Below are 19950 nucleotides of genomic sequence, written 5' to 3'. Positions count from 1 at the left end.
AAAAAAAATAAAAAAAGTGGACAAGCCTAAAGCCTGTCCACTTCTGTCTGATCTGCTTACTTGCCCATTACTTTCTCGAGCATACCGCGCTCTTTCAGCAATTCAACAAGTGTTTCACCGATAACTGCAGGTGTTTTCGCTACGCGAATACCACATTCTTCGAGCTTCGCGATTTTCTCAGCAGCTGTACCTTTACCGCCAGAGATGATCGCACCAGCGTGGCCCATACGTTTTCCTTCAGGAGCAGTTTGTCCCCCGATGAAGCCTACAACTGGTTTTTTCATGTTAGCAGCGATCCACTCTGCTGCTTCTTCTTCCGCAGTACCACCGATTTCACCCAGCATGATAACTGCTTCTGTGTCTGGATCTTCGTTGAACATTTTCAGTACGTCGATGAACTCCATACCTTTTACTGGGTCTCCACCGATACCTACAGCTGTGGATTGTCCAAGGCCGCGAGTAGAAGTTTGGTGAACTGCTTCATAAGTCAAGGTACCGGAGCGAGATACGATACCCACTTTACCTGGAACGTGGATGTAACCAGGCATGATACCGATTTTGCACTCACCTGGAGTGATTACGCCAGGGCAGTTAGGACCTACGAGAAGGGTTTTCTTGCCTTCCATGTAGCGCTTAACTTTCACCATGTCCAAAACTGGGATACCTTCAGTAATGCAGATTACCAGATCCAGCTCAGCGTCAACTGCTTCCATGATCGCGTCAGCAGCGAAAGGAGGAGCAACGTAGATAACAGATGCAGTTGCACCAGTTGCTTCAACCGCTTCTTTTACTGTGTTGAAAATTGGAATACCGTCAACTTCGGTTCCACCTTTACCAGGTGTTACACCGCCCACCATTTGTGTACCGTATTCAACGGCTCCGCGAGTGTGGAACAGACCAGTTGCACCCGTAATCCCTTGCGTAATTACTTTTGTATTTTTATTAACGAGAATACTCATCGCGTAATTTTCCCACCTTTTTTAACGTGTAGGAATTTATAAGCTCAGCTTATAAATTTCCGGAGCGCATGAAAACTTTCCGAAGAGTCGCGGTCGCTCAGCACTGAGTTTACATCGATAGATGTTTTCTTAACGTATCTACTCGAAATAACTTACTTCACCAAGGATACGATTTTCTCAGCGCCATCCGCCATAGATTCTGCAGCTACGATGTTCAAACCGGACTCATTGAGGATTTTCTTACCCAAATCTACGTTTGTACCTTCGAGACGTACAACGAGAGGTTTGTCCAATTTGATTTGTTTTGCTGCATTTACTACGCCGTTTGCGATAACGTCGCATTTCATGATGCCGCCAAAGATGTTGACGAAAATACCTTTTACTTTTTCGTCACGGAGAATAATTTTAAACGCTTCCGTTACTTTCTCTTCAGTAGCTCCGCCACCAACGTCAAGGAAGTTAGCTGGGTCTCCACCGTAGAATTTCACGATGTCCATTGTTGCCATCGCCAGACCTGCACCGTTTACCATGCAACCGATGTTACCATCAAGTGCGATGTAGGACAGATCGAACTTGGAAGCTTCGATTTCTTTCTCATCTTCTTCATCCAAATCGCGCAGAGCTACGATGTCAGGGTGACGATAGAGAGCGTTGCTGTCGAAGTTCAGTTTCGCATCCAGTGCCATTACTTCACCGTCGCCAGTTACAACCAGTGGGTTGATTTCAGCGATAGAAGCATCTTTATCAACGAAAGCTTGGTACAAGCTCATCATGAACTTGGCAGCTTTGTTAATCAATTCTTTTGGAATGTTGATTGCGTAAGCCAGGCGACGAGCTTGGAAGCCATTCAGACCTGTTACTGGATCAACTACTTCTTTAAAGATTTTTTCTGGAGTGTTTGCTGCTACTTCCTCGATGTCCATACCGCCTTCTTCGGAAGCCATCATTACAACACTTCCAGTAGCACGGTCAACAACTACACCAACGTAGTATTCTTTCTTGATGTCGCAGCCTTGCTCGATCAGAAGGCGCTTAACTTCTTTACCTTCTGGTCCTGTTTGATGAGTAACGAGTACTTTGCCAAGAATTTCGCTGGCATATGTACGAACTTCATCAAGATTTTTTGCAACCTTTACACCGCCAGCCTTACCACGGCCACCAGCGTGAATTTGCGCTTTTACTACGTTTACTTGGGTGCCCAGTTCTTTCGCTGCTTCAACAGCTTCTTCCACTGTGAAAGCTACGCGTCCTTCAGGAACTTTTACACCGTACTGCTTAAGTATCTCTTTACCTTGATACTCATGAATGTTCATTCTCCATCCTCCTATGGCAGATAAAGATCGGCAGGCTTTTAGACCGGTTCAAAGACGTCTGTCTTCTTCCGGTCTTAACCTCCACTATCAGTGCAACGTAACTATTCTACGACAAAAACTGCAAAAGTGGTAGTAATATGTTCGTTTTATCGTGACCAGAAATGCGAAACTTCATGAGGAAATTCCTCATTTTCGTAGAGATTGAAACAATTTCCACACGTTTTCAGCGAGTTCATCGTGAATGTACCAAGTTTGTTCGTACTTAAAATAGCGTGGATATAGTTCAATTCTCTGTTCTTTATCATTGACCAAAAAATGAAGTTCATATTGTTTTTTGCCCGGTTCTTTTGGTGGAACAATGAGTGGATCTGCATTTTTTAAAAATCGGACAGATTGATGGGCAATTCCTTGCTCGATCGTTGTTTGGGTGACATCCAACTTTGTATCTTGGACGTTCATTTCGCCATTTGCTGTGATGCGAATCCGTGTCGATTTAAATAACGGGTCAATCCTGTCATCCTTACGATTGCTTGGCGGCATCCATTCCGTTAACCGCGAAAAGAGGCTACCCTCTACGTGAAAGAAAAACGTTTCTCTCCCAAAAGGAACTGCAATCAGCGTTGGCGTTAAAATGGCCACTTCGACCGGCTTGTCAGCAAAATTCATTCTCATCCGATAGTTCGGGTAGAGTGGATACTGCTTATTGCGACTGTCCACCTCTGGGACTGCCGATCCCATTACTTTCCTGATGTATTCTGCTTCTGATTCGTTCAACACGCGCGCCTGCCCAAGGTCCTCTGCAGCTAAACGAACGCTTTGAATTTTTTGTGAGAGCACTCCTTTGCCAGTTAACTTGTTTACCCACTGATAAAAATAGCTGGCACCCGCTCCACGATACGTGTGTCCCCCAAACTCACTTGCCGACTCACCCACCGTCACGATAAGTGGAGCCTGCTGTGTTCGATAAAGGACGAGCGTAAAACGTACATCTTCTTGCTTTAAAGGCTCGGATGATATTTGTAAATCTTGTCCCTGTCCGGACAGTTCTTGCAAAAACAAGCGCAAGTCCAATAATACTTCCTGTCCATCCGTTGACATCACTGTTACTTTTTCAACCGTACCAAGCTCTGTCTCGATATGATCTTTCATGTCATCAGAAACCTTGCCTGACTGTGCACAGCCCGTGATGAACAAGCTACTCACCATCATAACCAGTAGACAAGTACGTAAAGACGATATCACGCAGCAACCCTCCTCGTGTATTCCTGTAAGATAACGCTACAGAAGTCCCAATCGACGGCTGATCTCACTGCCTAGCTTTCGTTTCACGTAAATTTCACCAATTTGGTGCGGATCTTTCACGATAACGGAGCGATTGTTCGTACGAATTACCACATACTTTTCATTGTTTTTGTCCAAACCACAGATCAAATCAGATGAGGCTTCTACAAAGATAGCTACCACTGTTTTCCCATCTATTTTTTTCAATGAAATTTTTGGAAATGGGGTCACAAACGGTGATGTCTTATCTTGGATGTATTGGGTAATAGCTAGAATGTATTTGTCCGGGTCTCCGTACTGCTCGATCTCATGATCAATCCCGCACACTGTCCCCTCATCTGTAATGCCTAAAAATAAATTCCCATTGTTTGAATTCGCAAACGCCACAATAGACTTAATAATTCCCGTCTTCGAATAAAGAAAGTCGCGTTTGAATTCAATCATGTCGTTCTCACCAAGCTTTGTTGCTGTTACAGGATCATCAATTCGGCCTAAATAGCGAAAACGACTGATGGCGCCTAAGCGATAGACATACTCTTCAAATATATCAGCAGGTAGAGAAAGGTCTTCTATGCTTGCATCTGTGTTTTGCCACAATTTATATGTTTGCGGAGCAAAGCACATGTCAAACAATACGTTTCCACCGAGCGAGCGTATGTTCATACCAATGGAAGCAGGCATGGTCTTCCCCGGCTGGTAAGGGGCATCTGTTTCCACTTCCAATACTCCTGAATGAATTAAATAATCGAAATAATGACGCGGTAATCGTACATCATGCTTTAATATCTGACGTTCTGGCTTGCGTCGTCTGATTTCTTGGTAAAAATCAAAACGCACAGATTGTTCTTCCAGTTGGCTTACCATCGCAATCAATGAACAAATATGGCGCATGTTTCCCCTCGTTTTGTGTTAGAGTAGGTGTCATTGTTTGGTCATATTTTAACGCAACTTTTTAAGAATTGACTAGTTTTTTCGTTATTTTTGCAATTGATAGTGATGCAATATTGTTTGTAATTTAAACGAAAGTCCCATTTGTCCGCTAATCTTCAGCTTGCCCGTTACCAAAGCAACTGTGGGATTCAAGCGTCCCTCTACAAGCTTAATAAAATCTTTATCAGACAACTCCAGCTTGCAGCCCGCTTCCCTTGTCACGCCCATCGTATAGTCCGCTTGACTATCGGCAAAAACCACCTCGTAGGTGCCCCCCTCTTCTCCACTTAGGACAAAATGGTAAACCGCATGTAATCCAGTGATCCCTTGTGGCTGGGTGTTTATTCTATTCGATAAATCCTGAAGAGTTTTTTGTACCTGCATGCTCACTTCTCCTTGCTGGCTATGTATAAGGACCGCTTTCGGTAAAAAAAGAAAGCCGGGTGTTTACCGGCTTACTTTACACGGACAGCTGTGCCTGTGGCAATAACCATCATCATACCTTCCCGCAATGTTTCGAAGTCGAGATCAACCCCAATCACTGCGTTTGCACCTAATGCCCGTGCTTTTTCTTTCATTTCACGCAAGGCCAGTTCGCGACCTTCTGCGAGCTTACTCTCATACGAGCCACTTCTGCCTCCGATGATGTCCGTAATTCCTGCGAGAAAGTCACGGACTACGTTTGCACCCATGATTACCTCTCCGCTGACGATATCCAAATACTCAACCACTTCTTTTCCTTGAATCATGCTGGTAGTAGTTACAATCATGTCATTGCCTCCTCGTGTTGCTCTATTCACAATATATATTACGTACCATAAAATAATCGGTTGCAAAGAAAGATCTAAACCTGTCCAAAAGTGTATGCGCATTACTAGCAAACTATACTTTTGAGGACGTAAGTGTTTTGGATAATTTGGCAGCTGAGGAGCCTAGACTTGCTTCAGCGATTAATTCCCGCCAGGACCTAGCGAAGAAGTCTGGTGTTTGGTACCCATTCACATGGCCAACAGCTGCAGATACAAAGACATCGAGAACGTTTGTTGGACGTGTAATAAGCGAAATGTATTCCTGAATCTGTTCATCGGAAATCGTAGAGATCAAAACAAACTCGTCCCCTGCATAACGACATAAGTAATCCCCCTGTTCTTCAGCCAAAGAAGAGAGAACCGATGAATAGGTGCGGATGACATCATCCCCGAATGGATGACCATGCAGCTTATTAATTCGGCCAAAGTCGTTCAAATCGATGAAAAGCAAATGGAAAGGTTTACGCTCCTTTAAAAAATTTTCCCCAATAAACTGGATGTATGGAGCGCGATACAAACCCGATAATGGGTCTCGATATTCTGCTATTTTCATCTCTACGATTTCTTTTGTGATGAATCCGATCAGTTGATCCTCTTGTTTGACCAAAGCCAGACCACTTTGTTCTTGATGAAGCGCGTGATAGGCCTCCCAAACATTGTGATTTGCTGACAGGTAGAACGGCTGACTGCTCATGGCATCGGCAACGATTCGGTTAGGATGAGCGGAGAGCACGTCTCTTGTCGTAACCATTCCCAGCACCTCTCCGTGATCCATGACAACTAACGAATCAACTTGAGATTCGTTCATTCGCTCCGCCGCATAAGAGACACTTTTGTCAGAGGTGATGGTACAAATCGTCGTCGTCATGATGTCGGAGATGTTCATAATAGATCCACCTCTCGTTGAACAGACAATGCTATTTTCAATTCAGATCGCAGAACCATGGAGTCGCTAATCATGCGCTCTGCCTCTTCCAAAATGATTTTCATTAATAATTTTTCATCAATCATTTGCAAAAGGGTATTTCTTAACAAGACTGCCTCAATCTTCGGATGATTCATCTTTATTAAGGTAAACTGCTCTGGGGAAAGCGCATCCGCCATTCTCCTTACAGCCTCAGGACCAATAGGTGCTTTCCGTCCGATGATCAACAGATCCTGCATCGGAGGGACTTCAAACTCGGATATTTTTAAGGAAAGCGTTGCTTTCCGGGAATATACGTTGTTATCACTAGCCATAAAAATTCCTCCAATTCTGCATTGCCCTCTTATTCGTTCGGCAAACTGCCTGGTCTACCAAACAAGTATCCCTGGCCGATTGCAACGCCCAATAAAGAAGCACAAGCAAAATCCTCTTCTTCTTCAACTCCTTCGAGAATGAGTTGAGGTGCATCTTTGCAAAAATCGACAAACAATTTTACAGTCTTTTGCTTTTCTAATGAACTCGAGAGTTCTTGCGAAAAAAAGCGGTCAATCTTAATGTAATCAGGCGAAATATCTTCAATTTTACCGAATATGTTTGCGCCATCTCCGACATCATCCAACGCAATTAGGAACCCCAACTTTTTCAGTTCAGCTATGCGTCGTGTAAAAATGGGTTCGCTCCAGCATTCTCCCTCCATAATCGATTCGTTGATCTCCAAAACGATTTGGGTTAAAAAGGGACGGAAGGAACGAGCAATCTTTTGAATGAAGCTAGGAAATGTGTCTTCTATTATGGTAGAAGGAAAAATATTCACGAATAAAAGCTCGTTTTTGTGTTCAATCGACGAATGAAAAAAAGTCAAGAGCGCATAATGCAGGGAATGGACGTCGAGTTCTGGCAGCATTTTGTTTTCCTTCGCCGAAGAAAACAATGCCTCTGGATGGATCCCCGCTTTATTGCGAAGTAATACTTCATACCCTATCCTACTTTTCTCAGGAAGTTGACATATTGGCTGAAATGCGTGGTAGTACTCTTTTTTCTTAAATAATTCTGCAATGCTCTCCATCAATTTTCCTTTCCCTTTCCTAGCAAGTATGAACACAAAGAAAAAGCTTCTTCCATGCCAAGGTATTCTACGCCATGGAAGTGCTGGGAAATGTACCTACGTGCACGAGCAAAAGAAATTCTACTCTCTGTGGATATTTCTAGTCATCACACCAACTAGGTAATAAAGATTACAAATATCAGCAGACATTTCGACAATATGTGTCTTTGTCCCTACTTATTCGCCAGCATCATGCATATTCCTTTCCAGATCATACTAATTGTTTCAAATTAATTAGGAACATTGTACGTACAATGGCTATTTTTCATCGTTATATTTTCGCAAAATGATAGATGTATCAAGTAATTCCACAACTTGTAAACGAACGGAATCACTTGAAATACATGCAAAATAATTTCTTTGTTTGTTCCGTCGTGAGCAGCTATCGAGCCTCTTTCATATGGTATGGAAAATGAGTATCGTCTTTATTTAAAGGGAGGAAAGAAAATCAGTGGTCAAGACCTCGACGTATACACTGCAAGTGCAGGAAGGCCACTTGTTCACGATTACGCTAGTGGCAAATCCCTCTACAGGCTACCAGTGGGACTTGTCTAATCCAGTGGATGCTCGCTTTTTATCATTGCATGCGAATCATTTTGTTCCTCCATCATCGCCAGCTCGTATTGGGCAAGAGGGGCATCAAGTGATGTCCTTTCAGGCTTTGCGGCGAGGAATGACGTCGATTTCAGTGAAGTATTGTCGGCCTTGGGATACTGGGGAATGTCGGGAGTTTGTGTTTTATGTTATTACGATTGTGTAGGGTTACAAAAGTATTTACTGTTACTTTTTTGGTAGTGAAGTGGTTAGTCTGTATGTGGTGTGTTCATTTACTGGCGCATGCAGACTAACCATTTGTTTTCCTCGAAAACTTGACTATTTGACATTTGGACAGGGGTTGATATCTTTGCAGACGTGACTATGCAGCAAAGAAAACAAACTTTGCATCGAAGCAGCAATAGTTGAGTAACCAAAATCGAGGGAACCAAGACTTTTTTTGCTTAGGAAATGAGCAAATTTTCTACTGATTGCCACTCGAATAGAATCCGCACCATATCCGGATTCTACATATGGGAGCAACCTAACAGAAAGCCTCCCACAAAAAAGTATTGAATCAAGATTCTTAGATGACGAAATAGCTTCATTAACAATCGTTCAGGTAATTAATCCCACATATTTTAGCGACATTTTGTCTCAAAAATGTTGTACTAGTAAATTTTATTACCACCTTGGGATCTACTTTTACTCTGCTTGATTTTTGAATACTATCTCGCTTTAACTTGTTTTATCCCTTTATCAGATACTGTATTCTACTTTGATCATATCTCCGCTCCATTAAAAAAGTAGCCCTCGGTCCAAGGCTCTGTAGCGAATTGCTTCTGCTACATGTGCAGCATCTACACGGGACGCCCCATCTAAATCTGCAATTGTCCTCGCTACTTTTACAATTCTATCGTACGCTCTTGCACTTAAACCTAATGTCTCGAAGGCAAGCTGCAGCATCTCCTGTCCTTCCTTATCTAGTTGCGCAAATTGGCGCAGTTCTTCTCCATTCATCACACTATTAAAAGGACATCCAGGACGATAGTGGTATCTTTCGCATTGAACAGCCCTCGCCTGTTCTACCCGACGTTGAATGTTTTTTGAAGACTCTTCTGCTTTTCTGTTGTGAAGGAGTTGAACGGGTACTCTCGGCACCTCGATGTGCAGATCGATGCGGTCTAGCAAGGGACCTGAGAGTTTTGAGCGGTATTTGTAGATTTGTTGAGGAGAGCAAGAGCAGGTTTGCTTCTCTCGAGTACCAAAGAATCCACAAGGACAAGGATTGCACGAACCAATTAATAGAAAACGAGCGGGAAAGGTAAAAACCTGCTTAGATCGTCCAATCGTGACAACCCCTGATTCCAGCGGCTGGCGTAGTACCTCTAATACATGTCGAGAAAACTCGGGCATCTCATCCAGGAAGAGGATCCCACCGTGAGACAAACTACATTCTCCCGGACGCGGGATTTGCGCACCACCGCCAATTAGTGCAGTAGCAGTAATCGTATGGTGCGGGGCACGAAAAGGTCTTTCTTCAACAAGCCCACTCTCCCGCTTCAATTGACCAGCAATACTGTATATTTTCGTCACTTCGTAAGATTCATGAATAGTCATGTTCGGCATGATACCAGGCAGGCAAGTAGCTAAAAGAGTTTTCCCTGAACCTGGCGGCCCCACCAATATCACATTATGAAATCCAGCTGCTGCGATCTCCAAGCCCCGTTTTACAAATTGCTGTCCGTAAACATTGGCAAAGTCGGGAGGCAGCTGGTTGGCATTAGTCTTGCCTATCTCTGATTCGGTAATAATCAAGTCTATGTTCTTACTATGAAGTCCTTCTTTCCAATAGTTTACGGCCTCTTCCAGATTGCTAGCAGGCAGTACTGTAATGTCGACGAGCCGTGCTTCCGCTGCATTTTGTTCGGGGAGAATTACGTGCGTAAATCCTGCATTTTTAGCTTCTAGCAGAATGGAGAGTACGCCCGTTACAGGGCGAAGAGAACCATCTAATGCCAACTCTCCTAGAACAAGAATTCTCTCTGGTCTAGGGAGCATCTGCTTCGAGGCTAGTAAAATTCCAAACGCAATCGCAAGGTCGAAACCTGAGCCTTCCTTGCGTTGATCTGCTGGTGCTAGGTTGACGGTGATCCGCTGCATGGGGTAGTCGTAGCCTGCGTTGCGCAAGGCAGCACGAACACGATCTCTCGCTTCTTTTACTGCGGAACCGCCAAGTCCCACCAAATCGAATTGAGGCAAGCCATTGGCTATGTCTGTTTCTACAGTGACGACCATTCCATCTATGCCAAGCACTGTGCCTGAATAACTGCATGCGTACATGTCCTCTCCCCCTCTGGTTATAGGGTAGGAAAAGATAGAGGGGGTGGGCAAGTAAATAACAGCCTTTGATAAGTGAAATTTGCCACAAGAATCAAAGCATATTGCCCTTTATTATATTTTAACCCATCTATGAAATTCTTCAGGGATACTATTTCTATAAACTCATTTAATTCGAGTTTTTATTCCTTATTGTATTTCTCACAACCCATTGACCATCTTTCCTCGTATCTATTCCAGTCAAGCTCATAATACTATCAAATCACTGCTTTATCAGAATGTTGAGTAGCATTTTGAAACTGAAATCTAAGTTTTATTTCACCCTCAAGTAGATATATAGGATTACTGGAAACTACTATAAAAATATCGCTTTAGAATTGTTTACAATTTAAATTATTGGAATTATAATTAATTTTGAGTTAATTGTCATAAATTAGGAAATTTTCCCTTTTGTTCCAACAAAAAACATATAGGAGGTTGTATCTAATGAAAGCAAAAGTTCTAACACTTGGAATTGCAGCTATTCTCTCAGCATTTTCAACTACTTCAGCTTTAGCAGCCCCAACCGAGGCAACTGTTACAGCCAATCGAACCGCAGCAACTAGTGATCCAATTCAGGGGCAGCACAAATACGGAAGGGTCACCATTACATCAAATAGCCTTGCTGGTGGACATATAAGCTCTAGTTGCGATGGTGGGAAAACATGGAAGGCGGATACAATTAACGTTTTCGAAGTGGACAATGGAACTTTCACCACCAACTACTATATGGATGGAGCTTGTCTGTATAAGCTGACGGTCGGAGCTGAATATTATGTTAAAGGATACATCAGAAGTTACGATTAATCGTACCATCCATATGCGTTATCAAAATTGTGCATCATACTACGGTATGGTGCCTTTTTTTATGTAAAAAGGACAATTGAAACTTTGTTATTTTTTGATTCATGAAATCCATCATTTTATTTAAAATAATAGTCCCATTAATTTACGCAATCTGATTTGCTGTGTCCAGCGCTCATCTAAGTACATTTGTTACTCTCATAATATTTCCGGAATTATCCTACTTCTTGCATAATTGAGAATGTATTTTTGATTAGGAATGTCGTCCTAATTTATGATAGCAGGCCACATTGTTAAAGAATGCTCGTGCCAACCACCCTCCACTCCGCCATACCTTTCTGGAAAACTTTCTCTCCAACAGGTATACTGCAAATAAACGGGTAAGGAGTTGTTTCTATATTGATTTTTACTATTGATCCCCATCAAATTTCCATCCACTACGAGCATGCTGAACCAGTTAAGATCGACTGGGACGATGTGTACAGTGTCTCTTACTATAAAATCGACTGCATTGAGTACGAAATGGGTTACCTTATTTTTGATTTTGTTCATGGCAAGTTCATTGAGATAAATGATAGTGATCAAAATTGGGAAAAAATCGTAAATGATCTCGAAAAATACTTACCCTCGCAAACAAGCGATTGGAAGCATTCATTGCTTAGTTGGTCGATCGACGACGGCATACTTTATCTGTATGAAAAAGTGTAAAACGAAGGTGAACTGGATTGACCTGGACGTCATCACTTTATCCAACGATTTAGAACGTGTCTTATTGCTGAAACCATTTGAATACGATGGCGAAAACGATAATCGCTGGTCCTCAACATATGATCAAGGTCACATTCAGATTAATATATCTTGGCCCTATCTTTCTAAAAATCTTCAAGAATGGGACGTCACCGTGCCAGAAATATGTAGCCGTCTTACGAAACGTCGTTGGAGAAGTTTACTACCATTTTGGTAATCATCATGCGGAATACGTAAAAAAACTGCTCACCGTCACGTTATGAATACACGATCGTGGTAGCTAAGATCTCGTGCTCAGTCATCCTTACCACTTACTGCTTTTTCTTCAACTCATTCAGGAGTTCAATGATTCGTTGGTTTTGATCGACTTGCTTTACAATGTTCTGGTTCAGCTTCCGAATCGCGTCGTAGATTGCAAAAAGTCCTGCCAACAGTAGAAAAGCAAACATCCATTCCATACGCTTTTACCTCCTTGCGATTATCATTGATACAAAAAAGAGACCCGCGTTCCAAATGCGAGTCTTTTCCCATGCTGTGTTGTTTCTTCCTGAGCAATTCGAGCTATTTCTTATAGATAGAGATGTATTCTTTTTGCACGTGATCTGCCAACCAAACGAGCTCATTTCCATGGTAAAACTTCACACCATTTTGCCAAGCTTGCCTCGCATCGATTCGCAAAAGGACGGGATGATCGTCTCGTCTTTTCCCAACCTGCTGTGCTGTTTGGACGTCTTCAGACAGATGCACGTACTGTCTTCCTTTTGGAACAAGGCCGCTAGCCAAAATAGAATCGAGGAATCTTTGCGGCGTGCCATGATAAAGATACGCAGGCGGTTCTTTTTCTTCCTTGCGAATCTTTTGCGGCACCGAATGTCCATACAGGGCGCGAATTTTGCCTTGATTGATCTCATGGCGCTTTTTTTCTGATAACGAAATCATCTTATGTAAATCTTCTTCGGTAACCGCTCGCCACTTTCGCTGTTCATGAAGTGACAAAAGCAATTGCTTGATAGGTACCCATCCTTGTTCGTCTAACTCAAGCTCATATTCATGAGGGGCATGACGCAGCGCATAGGACAATTCTTTACTCAATTTTTGATAATCCATCCACTCATCTCCCCTTACAGGTCATGGCCACTTCTTTACGTAAAAAAGTAACCGAGACTCACGATTGTAGCAATAAATAGGTGTACGATGAAATTTCCTGTCAGTCGAACCCAGAGCTGGTGGCTTTTCATCGTCCAAAATCCATAAAGGAGAGCAACGATGAGATAAACCAGTACATAAACGAAAAACACAAGACTGCTCTCCTTTTTTAGGACATTTCTTTCTTTATGTTCGCAATGAGCTTGTCAGCATTGTTTTCATCGTTATCAAACATAACCAGGTCTTGCAAGGCAATCCCATCAACGGATTGAATAGCTGTGGACATAGAATCGGCCAGTTGCTGCATATCAGCTTTGTCTGCTACTTCAACATCTAGAACCAGTACAAGTTTTTTCTTCATGGTGAAAATCCTCGCTTTACGATAAGTATGGATAGTGCGATTGAGTCATATCATCCCTATTATACAAAATAATCCGGTATACTTCGACCATGTCCAATAACAGCTTAATCCGGTATCTCTATATATGCCGACACACTCGATTTTAATAGCTCGATCAGTTCCTCATCCATGTATATGTATTCATCAGGGATGCCCAAGCAGATGATCCTTTTATCCATCAATTCCGAACTAAACTTTTCTTGTAACCGCCTTACATGTTTTTTCTCCATACAGAAAATGAGATCAGCCCAGCCAATAAGACCGGCATTCACTTTGATACGCGCCCCAATTTCAGTACCTGCTGATCTTACATCATAGTCATTGATTCCATGAAAAATCTTTTCTGCCGTCAAGCTCCTCCATTTATTTCTGCTGCAAACGAACAGTAGCTTCATTCGTCCTCCTCATCCAAATCTTCAAACTGCCATTCCTCTGGTACCGGAAAATAAGCGTCATACTCTTTCCGGGCATCCACACTCATTTCCTCTAGCCATGGCCAATAATGCATGAGATAGTCCTCACCAAATCCCATCCGCCAACACAAACTATAAGGATGCTCTTCTGGAAATACAATCCATGGCGGCAAATAGAAATGCGGTTGGTACCCATCTAGGCTTTCACGCACTTCCATCCATAATCTTCCTAGTACGTCTGAATCGTTGCTCATACAATCGATTAAGGTGGCATCCCCAGTAGAGAGCAGAATTTCACGGATGATAGGGTACTGTTCTACCTTTGCTTGTAATGCCTTGCGCATGATTTCTTTTTCTTGGGTAGTCCCTAAAAATTTTTTGGCTTGCAGATAGTGTTCCAAAGTTGTCCAAAGTTCCCCTTCCAGCTCTATTGGGTGAGTAGAGAAATTGGAGAAGCAGCCGTATGGTTTATCTGGTTGATCAAAGTGAATTTCGAGAGGTTGCTGTATACGTTTTCGAATATGATCCTTCATGAATATGTCCCCCCCTCTATCATAACGATTCCTTCATGACTAACTGATTATCCACGCCTTCTGCAAATACTTCCGAAATATCTCATCCAGCTTTTCTGTCGGGTCCTCCAGATCATTTGTATATTGACTAGCCAGTGCAGTCAGACGCTCAATTTGTTCCTCAATAAAATGGTGAAGCTCTTCGACTCTTGGCTCTAAGTTCAACTCATCCCCAGCTATTTTTCTTTGGAGCAGCTCAGAAATTTTACTTTTTAATGTAGGATCAGTTATCAGCTCTGCAACCAGCTGATCAAATCCAATGGGGGGATTCGTATGATATGTTTCGATCCAGATGCACGCGAGGATCGGGCGTAATACATAAAAATATTTTTTGATTTTGACTTGCTCACCTTGCAGATAGTCCCGAAAATTCCCTTTGGCCATACTGAGGTAATGATGCAAGGAAGCCTTCGGCGAAAATACTTCGCCTTGCAACTTTGCCAGCTCATCACGAAAGCCAAGTGTATCGAGATAAACGATGTCTGACACAATCCATTCTTGTAAAGGTGGATTCGACTTTCGAAATAGCTTGAGCGCTTTTCGAATATCCCAGCCGTTTATATCTAAGAGGTCATTGATTGGTTCTTCCACAACATCCCGTTTGTCATCAATGGACAAATACCATTCCGGTTTCTTCACATAGACAAAACGCACATCATAATCGCTATCTTTGGACGGAAATCCCCATGCCCGGCTTCCCGATTCAACCGCGAACAATACTTTTAAGTCATGCGCTTGCTCGATTTCTCTTAACTTTTCCAGAATGATCTCTCTCAAGGTTCATTCCTCCTCCACAATCAAATAAATGGCTTTCCTTCCACTTGGAAAAAAACTCGCTGAACCAGTTACGATTCAGCGAGTTTCTTATCAACCATTATTTTACCGTTACTTCGATTTCCACTTCATAGCCTTTGTATTCAGCTGTAATAGTGGCCTTACCTTTCTTTTTAGCTTTTACCACACCGCTGCTGGATACGGAAGCTACGGAAGTTTTATCGGACTTCCATTTAGCTTTCGTGCTGCTGATGTCATCGCCATCATAGGTGAGCGTGATCTTTTCGGAGTCACCCTTTTTCATGGAAAGGCTTGTGTCATCTGCTTCCAGCTTGCCTGAGCTCTTGGTGCCAACTTTTACTTCAATTTCTACTTTTTCGCCTTTATACGTAGCTGTAATCGTTGCCGTACCTTTACCTTTTGCTGTAATTGTACCACTGCTGCTAACTGTTGCTACGGAAGATTTAGAAGTTTTCCAGGTTGCTTTTGAATTGCTAATCGTGTCGCCATCATATCTCAGTTTTACAGTTTCTTTCTCGCCCTTTTTCAAGGTGATGCTCGTTTCGTCTGCTTCCAGATCTCCTGAGGAGGAGCTATCGACAGTCACTTCAATTTCTACTTTTTCACCTTTGTATTGAGCAGTAATGGTAGCTTTACCTTTACCTGTTGCTGTAATCGTACCAGAGCTGCTTACTGTTGCAACTGAGGATCGGGATGTGGACCAAGATGCATTCGAGTTGCTAATGGTGGAGCCATCATATTTCAATGTTAATGTTTCTCTTTCCCCTTTTTTCAAGGAGATCGAGCTGTCGTTTACTTCCAGTTTACCAGAGTTGTTGTAATCGACCTTTACACGAATTTCGACCTTATCGCCTTTGTATGATGCTGTAATGGTAGCTGTTCCTTGGCCTTTTGCCGTAACGACACCATCATCAACTGTTGCCACGCTGGAGTTGGATGTTTTCCAAGTTGCTTTTGATCCAGACAATTTATCATCATCATATCGTAGCTGAATCGTGTCTCTGTCGCCTTTTTTCAAGGAGATGCTGGTTTCATCTGCTTCCAGTTTACCAGAAGTGTCTGTATCTACGTAAACCTCAATTTCTACTTCGTAGCCTTTGTATTTTGCAGTGATCGTTGCTGTACCTTTGCTTTTTGCAGTAACGACACCATCATCGTTTACGGTTGCTACAGAGGACTTTGAAGTTTTCCAAGTTGCTTTTGATCCAGAAAGTTTATCGTCGTCATATGTCAACTTAATGGTTTCTTTATCGCCTTTTTCCAATTTCAGTTTGGTAACATCTGCTTCCAGTTTACCGTCTGAATTTCCGCCGCCTTCAACATCAACGCGGATTTCTACCTCTTGGTCTTTGTAGCTCGCAGTAATAACTGTGCTTCCTTCGCCTACACCTTTAATGTCACCATCGTCAACAGTTGCCACAGTTTTATCCGCGGTTTTCCAAGTTGCTTTTGATCCAGGGATACTGCTGCCCGCAAATTTCAAACTAACGTTTGTCTTTTTACCTTTTTTAACAGAAACCTCTGTTTTCGTTGCTTCGAGAGTCTGCGCTCTGTCAACAGTCACTCTAACTGTAGCGCGATAACCGTTGTATTTAGCAGTAACAACAGTCGTTCCTACTTTCTTACCGTACACAACCCCATTGCTAACAGAAGCGATGCTGGAGCTGCCAATTTCCCAATCAACCAATGCGTTATCGATAGGGCTGCCATTATAAGTAAGGCGAATGGTTTCTGTATCTCCAATCGTGACGTTCAAAGAGCCTACGCTTGCTTTCAACCCAGTAGTGCTTGCTACCATGCTATAAGCTTGAATAGATTGTGGTGTCGCAACTTGTGCAGAAGCAATGCCAGTAACTGAAAACTGAACAGTACAAATAGCTGCTACTGCTAAGGAGACGTTTTTCATTAGATTGTTCTTAATCTTTTTCATGTTTTTTACCTCCAAATTATTTCCTATACTTCTATTGACGAATGAGATGGAAAAATGTCACACCAAATCAGCTTTTTTTTTGAAAAATATTTGTTTTTCTTTTAAACAACTGTTTATTACCCGGATTCATAAGCAAAATTGCCATGAGTTATGGGCTTGTCTGTACGAATCGATCCTTTTCATCAAAAAAAATGCTTCCCAGCTTTTGAGCCGGAAAGCGGATATTGATGCTTGGAGGAGTTTCATCGCGTCGAGTACAGTACATAGTACGCTGGCTCTGCGACTGATGCTGTAGACGTATCCCCAATATATCCGTGGTCAAGAGCCCGTTTTTCCTAGAAAGCACTCTCATAATGCTCAATGACAGGCTTCATGAAGTCTTCACCTTGCGTTGATGCACCGGTGTAAATTGCAATGACATCAAAACGAAAGGTCGGGATTGGCTGTGCGCTTTTTTGCAAGTATTCGATGGCAAGCTCACGCAGCTTCTGTTTCTTCTTCCAAGTAATCGACTCGCCCGCTGTTCCAAAAGATTGGCTGCTCCTCGTTCGAACCTCAATGAAAACCAAGCATTTTCCGTCAAGAGCAATCAAATCCATTTCCCCACGTTTTGTTCGAACATTTCGATCGATAATGCGGAAACCCTTGTTCACTAAATATCCTTCAGCAAGCTGTTCTCCTCTTTGACCAAGCAGACGGCGGCGATCACTCATTATTTGGTTCCTCCGCCTTTATCGATCCGATAGACAAAAGCAAGGATTTCTGCCACAACTTGATACAGCTCCGGCGGTATTTGTTGATCCAAATCCAGCTTGCCCAAAACCTCTACAAGTGATGGATCCTCCTGTACCGGTATATCATTCTCCTTCGCTGTCTTCAGTATATTGTCAGCCACGTACCCTTTTCCTTTTGCCACGACCTTTGGCGCTTCCATGGTACCCGCCTGATATTTTAGTGCAACTGCCTGTTTGCGTTTTTGCTCTGAAGGGGATGGCGGCATCATACGCGAAGGTCAACCCCTTTATAGTCAGCCAGGATGGGGCCTTTGGTTTGAATCGGACTTGTCGACTTCCCGCGCTCGGCCGGGACTGGCTGGACTCGCATAGCCGATAGATGGTAGCCAACGTCCTGTAATTGGTCAGCAAAGCGATCCTTGGACCCTTGAATGAGTGCTTCCACCCATGGCGTATCGTTAAAAATTTGCAGGTTAACGATTCGATTCACGATACTTACATCAATCATGGTTGTCCCCATACTTTGGAGTTCCAAATGAAAGAAAAGACGACAGTTCTCCGGATCAAGCTGTCCAGAGCCTTTCTTTTTCGATTCGATTTGGACGAAAGCCGTCTCATCCCCTTCACCTTGGCGAATCGGAATTTGCATGACGATTTGAGACAAAGCTTGGTTAGCAGGCTGTATCATCATCAATTGTTGTCCGGTCACTTGTTGCAGCAGTTGATCTGCTGCTTCACGCAAGCCGGATGGCAGTGCCTGAGCTGGCGCTTGACTGATTTGTAGCAAGAGGGATTTAACTGTATCCATCTGCTTTAATGAATGTGAATCGATGGCTCCCTGTGAAAAAGCCTGGCCCATCAATTCTCTCTCGTGGGTTACGCCTAAATGACGAAACAATTCAGCAATCGGGTTAGCAGCTGTAGTTCCATTCGCTGCACCAGCTACTTGAGACATCATTTGTGGTACGACTTTTTGCCCCGCGTCGTTCACTACAACCCTTTGCTCAGCCATCTGTTTATTTTGGATCGGGTCCTGATTCATCTGTAAGGACTGAGGAGTAGGCAAGGGCTTGTTTTGAGCAATCTTTGAATCGATGCTTGGACCACTGGTCTGGTTAGGCAGCAACTGATTACTCTTTCCGGTCATGGCATTTTGCTGCGAGTCTACCTGTTTAGCGGCGGTGTTTAGTGCAGACATTGTCTCAGTAGAAATAGTTGACGAACCAGGCTGTGATGGCGTTGGTATGTTACTTGGAGCCACCATTGATGGTTGAGGCGATGTTTGAACTTGCGATGAAGGCTGACCGCTCTGCGTAGGCAGCGGCTGTGTCTGGTTTCCTCCAGTCGCATTCTGCGAAGCACCCTGATTGGGCTGATTTCCTTGTGGCATTTGTTTGACTGCCATTCCCTCGTCTGTTCCATCGTTGCCCGTGATAAGTATAGAGAGTCCCGTCAACTTTTCTTTTAACTGACTAACAAGCTGTTTGACATCTCCCGTTGCTGCATTAGCTTGTCCGGGGACCTGCTGTGATTGGCTTTGCGGCACCTGCCCTGTCATCTGCGAAGGCTGTCCCTCTCCTTCTAAAAAGAGCGAGGCTTGCTGAAGCAGGTTTTGTATGAGCTGCCCCATTGGCTTGTCCGACAAAAAAGCTTTGAGCCCTGCGATTGTATCAGGGGTAAGTGGCAAATTTCGTTTCATGGCAGTCATGAATGCCTCAATAGTGCCATTGTCAACGCCTAATCGCCCAGCTACGGCTGAAAAAGCTTGTATGGTCTCCTTATTCACAGGAAGATTGGCACCAAGCAGCGCTTGCATGATCGCTTTGTTCTCTTTTGTATCGGCAATCCCTAGTGATCGCATTAGCCCTTCTAGAGATGCGTCTTTGCCAGCTCCTTCACCGGCACTATCCAAAACCTTCAACGTGACGACACCTGTTGATGGCTGGACTTGCAGCCAAGCTTTTTGGCCCGGTTCCAGACTTGCCTCCATTTTAGCCTGAACCTGCATTCCCCCGACTTGTACGAGCGCCATATTGTCCGGATAATTCTTGATTACCGTGCCTTTAAACACTTGTCCGGGAGTAAGCTCAACCGGCTTCGGAGCGGATATGGGTGCTTTTTGCACGAATGATTGAATTAGTTGCGACGGGGAAAACATGCAGATCCTCCTCCTG

The 19950-nt window shown here is 43.3% G+C and carries 24 protein-coding genes; 3 read left to right on the top strand and 21 right to left on the bottom strand.

Annotated features, from left to right (window positions below; genetic code table 11):
- Window positions 1-56: 56 nt before the first annotated feature.
- The 9 genes from sucD to HPY31_RS09870 all read right to left on the bottom strand — a co-directional run bounded on the left by sucD (window position 57) and on the right by HPY31_RS09870 (window position 7283).
- On the bottom strand, window positions 57-959 hold the full coding sequence (gene sucD / locus HPY31_RS09910) for a succinate--CoA ligase subunit alpha (RefSeq protein ID WP_015891769.1): 903 nt from the start codon (window positions 957-959) through the stop codon (window positions 57-59).
- A 152-nt stretch (window positions 960-1111) separates the two neighbouring features.
- A complete protein-coding gene (gene sucC, locus HPY31_RS09905) occupies window positions 1112-2272 on the bottom strand; it encodes an ADP-forming succinate--CoA ligase subunit beta (RefSeq protein WP_016743310.1) in 1161 nt (386 codons plus the stop codon).
- 186 nt (window positions 2273-2458) lie between these two features.
- The gene (locus tag HPY31_RS09900) at window positions 2459-3514 is read right to left on the bottom strand and encodes a hypothetical protein (RefSeq protein WP_172140478.1); all 1056 of its coding nucleotides are present in this window, start codon (window positions 3512-3514) and stop codon (window positions 2459-2461) included.
- A 36-nt stretch (window positions 3515-3550) separates the two neighbouring features.
- Window positions 3551-4444 (bottom strand): AlbA family DNA-binding domain-containing protein, encoded by an 894-nt coding sequence (locus HPY31_RS09895; protein ID WP_015891771.1) that lies wholly within the window; start codon window positions 4442-4444, stop codon window positions 3551-3553.
- A gap of 84 nt (window positions 4445-4528) precedes the next feature.
- A complete protein-coding gene (locus HPY31_RS09890) occupies window positions 4529-4867 on the bottom strand; it encodes an SCP2 sterol-binding domain-containing protein (protein ID WP_172140476.1) in 339 nt (112 codons plus the stop codon).
- Window positions 4868-4938: 71 nt separating this feature from the next.
- Window positions 4939-5253 (bottom strand): YbjQ family protein, encoded by a 315-nt coding sequence (locus tag HPY31_RS09885; protein WP_015891773.1) that lies wholly within the window; start codon window positions 5251-5253, stop codon window positions 4939-4941.
- Between the two features lie 112 nt (window positions 5254-5365).
- On the bottom strand, window positions 5366-6178 hold the full coding sequence (locus tag HPY31_RS09880) for a CBS domain-containing protein (RefSeq protein ID WP_172140474.1): 813 nt from the start codon (window positions 6176-6178) through the stop codon (window positions 5366-5368).
- Window positions 6175-6531, bottom strand: a complete 357-nt coding sequence (locus HPY31_RS09875; protein ID WP_015891775.1) for a hypothetical protein — start codon at window positions 6529-6531, stop codon at window positions 6175-6177. The genes HPY31_RS09880 and HPY31_RS09875 overlap by 4 nt, the downstream gene beginning before the upstream one ends.
- Before the next feature lie 29 nt (window positions 6532-6560).
- Window positions 6561-7283, bottom strand: coding sequence for an EAL domain-containing protein (locus HPY31_RS09870; RefSeq protein ID WP_172140472.1), 723 nt, complete (start codon window positions 7281-7283; stop codon window positions 6561-6563).
- 490 nt (window positions 7284-7773) lie between these two features.
- On the opposite strand from HPY31_RS09870, the gene HPY31_RS09865 reads away from it, so the two are divergent.
- On the top strand, window positions 7774-8082 hold the full coding sequence (locus HPY31_RS09865; protein ID WP_172140470.1) for a protease inhibitor I42 family protein: 309 nt from the start codon (window positions 7774-7776) through the stop codon (window positions 8080-8082).
- Between the two features lie 572 nt (window positions 8083-8654).
- Here the strand turns inward: HPY31_RS09865 and HPY31_RS09860 are convergent.
- Complete coding sequence (locus HPY31_RS09860) at window positions 8655-10199, bottom strand: YifB family Mg chelatase-like AAA ATPase (protein ID WP_172140468.1); 1545 nt, start codon at window positions 10197-10199, stop codon at window positions 8655-8657.
- Between the two features lie 483 nt (window positions 10200-10682).
- On the opposite strand from HPY31_RS09860, the gene HPY31_RS09855 reads away from it, so the two are divergent.
- Entirely contained in the window at window positions 10683-11042 is a 360-nt protein-coding gene (locus HPY31_RS09855; protein ID WP_172140466.1) for a hypothetical protein, read from the top strand.
- 396 nt (window positions 11043-11438) lie between these two features.
- A complete protein-coding gene (locus HPY31_RS09850; protein WP_172140464.1) occupies window positions 11439-11747 on the top strand; it encodes a hypothetical protein in 309 nt (102 codons plus the stop codon).
- A 350-nt stretch (window positions 11748-12097) separates the two neighbouring features.
- Here the strand turns inward: HPY31_RS09850 and HPY31_RS09845 are convergent, their stop codons facing one another.
- From HPY31_RS09845 to HPY31_RS09790, 11 genes are all read right to left on the bottom strand, one after another.
- Window positions 12098-12244, bottom strand: a complete 147-nt coding sequence (locus HPY31_RS09845; protein WP_016743298.1) for a hypothetical protein — start codon at window positions 12242-12244, stop codon at window positions 12098-12100.
- Window positions 12245-12347: 103 nt separating this feature from the next.
- The gene (locus tag HPY31_RS09840; RefSeq protein ID WP_172140462.1) at window positions 12348-12893 is read right to left on the bottom strand and encodes an RNA 2'-phosphotransferase; all 546 of its coding nucleotides are present in this window, start codon (window positions 12891-12893) and stop codon (window positions 12348-12350) included.
- 35 nt (window positions 12894-12928) lie between these two features.
- Window positions 12929-13084 (bottom strand): hypothetical protein, encoded by a 156-nt coding sequence (locus HPY31_RS09835; protein WP_172140460.1) that lies wholly within the window; start codon window positions 13082-13084, stop codon window positions 12929-12931.
- Window positions 13085-13101: 17 nt separating this feature from the next.
- Window positions 13102-13293, bottom strand: a complete 192-nt coding sequence (locus HPY31_RS09830) for a hypothetical protein (RefSeq protein ID WP_015891874.1) — start codon at window positions 13291-13293, stop codon at window positions 13102-13104.
- Window positions 13294-13397: 104 nt separating this feature from the next.
- Window positions 13398-13727 carry a low molecular weight protein tyrosine phosphatase family protein gene (locus tag HPY31_RS09825; RefSeq protein ID WP_172140458.1) on the bottom strand — a complete coding sequence of 110 codons (330 nt, stop codon included), beginning with the start codon at window positions 13725-13727 and terminating at the stop codon, window positions 13398-13400.
- Entirely contained in the window at window positions 13724-14278 is a 555-nt protein-coding gene (locus HPY31_RS09820; protein ID WP_172140456.1) for an NADAR family protein, read from the bottom strand. The genes HPY31_RS09825 and HPY31_RS09820 overlap by 4 nt, the downstream gene beginning before the upstream one ends.
- A gap of 39 nt (window positions 14279-14317) precedes the next feature.
- Entirely contained in the window at window positions 14318-15094 is a 777-nt protein-coding gene (locus HPY31_RS09815; RefSeq protein WP_172140454.1) for a nucleotidyltransferase domain-containing protein, read from the bottom strand.
- 97 nt (window positions 15095-15191) lie between these two features.
- Window positions 15192-17042, bottom strand: a complete 1851-nt coding sequence (locus HPY31_RS09810; RefSeq protein WP_172140452.1) for an Ig-like domain-containing protein — start codon at window positions 17040-17042, stop codon at window positions 15192-15194.
- A gap of 335 nt (window positions 17043-17377) precedes the next feature.
- Window positions 17378-17755, bottom strand: coding sequence for a YraN family protein (locus HPY31_RS09800; protein WP_172140448.1), 378 nt, complete (start codon window positions 17753-17755; stop codon window positions 17378-17380).
- Window positions 17755-18045 (bottom strand): EscU/YscU/HrcU family type III secretion system export apparatus switch protein, encoded by a 291-nt coding sequence (locus tag HPY31_RS09795; RefSeq protein WP_172140446.1) that lies wholly within the window; start codon window positions 18043-18045, stop codon window positions 17755-17757. Before HPY31_RS09795 ends, HPY31_RS09800 begins: the two co-directional genes overlap by 1 nt.
- Entirely contained in the window at window positions 18042-19934 is a 1893-nt protein-coding gene (locus tag HPY31_RS09790; RefSeq protein WP_172140444.1) for a hypothetical protein, read from the bottom strand. Before HPY31_RS09790 ends, HPY31_RS09795 begins: the two co-directional genes overlap by 4 nt.
- Window positions 19935-19950: the final 16 nt, after the last annotated feature.

The sequence above is a fragment of the Brevibacillus sp. HB1.3 genome (genome assembly GCF_013186635.1).
In the GTDB taxonomy this organism is placed as follows: Bacteria; Bacillota; Bacilli; order Brevibacillales; family Brevibacillaceae; genus Brevibacillus; species Brevibacillus brevis_D.
This window is presented reverse-complemented; position numbering and strand designations above follow the sequence as displayed.

Bases quoted from the DNA above. Each gene is read 5' to 3' on its own strand.
- HPY31_RS09845 (WP_016743298.1), bottom strand. From the start codon at position 12,244: ATGGAATGGATGTTTGCTTTTCTACTGTTGGCAGGACTTTTTGCAATC.
- HPY31_RS09825 (WP_172140458.1), bottom strand. From the start codon at position 13,727: ATGAAGCTACTGTTCGTTTGCAGCAGAAATAAATGGAGGAGCTTGACG.
- sucC (WP_016743310.1), bottom strand. From the start codon at position 2,272: ATGAACATTCATGAGTATCAAGGTAAAGAGATACTTAAGCAGTACGGT.
- sucD (WP_015891769.1), bottom strand. From the start codon at position 959: ATGAGTATTCTCGTTAATAAAAATACAAAAGTAATTACGCAAGGGATT.
- HPY31_RS09840 (WP_172140462.1), bottom strand. From the start codon at position 12,893: ATGGATTATCAAAAATTGAGTAAAGAATTGTCCTATGCGCTGCGTCAT.
- HPY31_RS09885 (WP_015891773.1), bottom strand. From the start codon at position 5,253: ATGATTGTAACTACTACCAGCATGATTCAAGGAAAAGAAGTGGTTGAG.
- HPY31_RS09870 (WP_172140472.1), bottom strand. From the start codon at position 7,283: ATGGAGAGCATTGCAGAATTATTTAAGAAAAAAGAGTACTACCACGCA.
- HPY31_RS09855 (WP_172140466.1), top strand. From the start codon at position 10,683: ATGAAAGCAAAAGTTCTAACACTTGGAATTGCAGCTATTCTCTCAGCA.
- HPY31_RS09895 (WP_015891771.1), bottom strand. From the start codon at position 4,444: ATGCGCCATATTTGTTCATTGATTGCGATGGTAAGCCAACTGGAAGAA.
- HPY31_RS09860 (WP_172140468.1), bottom strand. From the start codon at position 10,199: ATGTACGCATGCAGTTATTCAGGCACAGTGCTTGGCATAGATGGAATG.
- HPY31_RS09875 (WP_015891775.1), bottom strand. From the start codon at position 6,531: ATGGCTAGTGATAACAACGTATATTCCCGGAAAGCAACGCTTTCCTTA.
- HPY31_RS09810 (WP_172140452.1), bottom strand. From the start codon at position 17,042: ATGAAAAAGATTAAGAACAATCTAATGAAAAACGTCTCCTTAGCAGTA.
- HPY31_RS09790 (WP_172140444.1), bottom strand. From the start codon at position 19,934: ATGTTTTCCCCGTCGCAACTAATTCAATCATTCGTGCAAAAAGCACCC.
- HPY31_RS09795 (WP_172140446.1), bottom strand. From the start codon at position 18,045: ATGATGCCGCCATCCCCTTCAGAGCAAAAACGCAAACAGGCAGTTGCA.
- HPY31_RS09890 (WP_172140476.1), bottom strand. From the start codon at position 4,867: ATGCAGGTACAAAAAACTCTTCAGGATTTATCGAATAGAATAAACACC.
- HPY31_RS09880 (WP_172140474.1), bottom strand. From the start codon at position 6,178: ATGAACATCTCCGACATCATGACGACGACGATTTGTACCATCACCTCT.
- HPY31_RS09820 (WP_172140456.1), bottom strand. From the start codon at position 14,278: ATGAAGGATCATATTCGAAAACGTATACAGCAACCTCTCGAAATTCAC.
- HPY31_RS09830 (WP_015891874.1), bottom strand. From the start codon at position 13,293: ATGAAGAAAAAACTTGTACTGGTTCTAGATGTTGAAGTAGCAGACAAA.
- HPY31_RS09800 (WP_172140448.1), bottom strand. From the start codon at position 17,755: ATGAGTGATCGCCGCCGTCTGCTTGGTCAAAGAGGAGAACAGCTTGCT.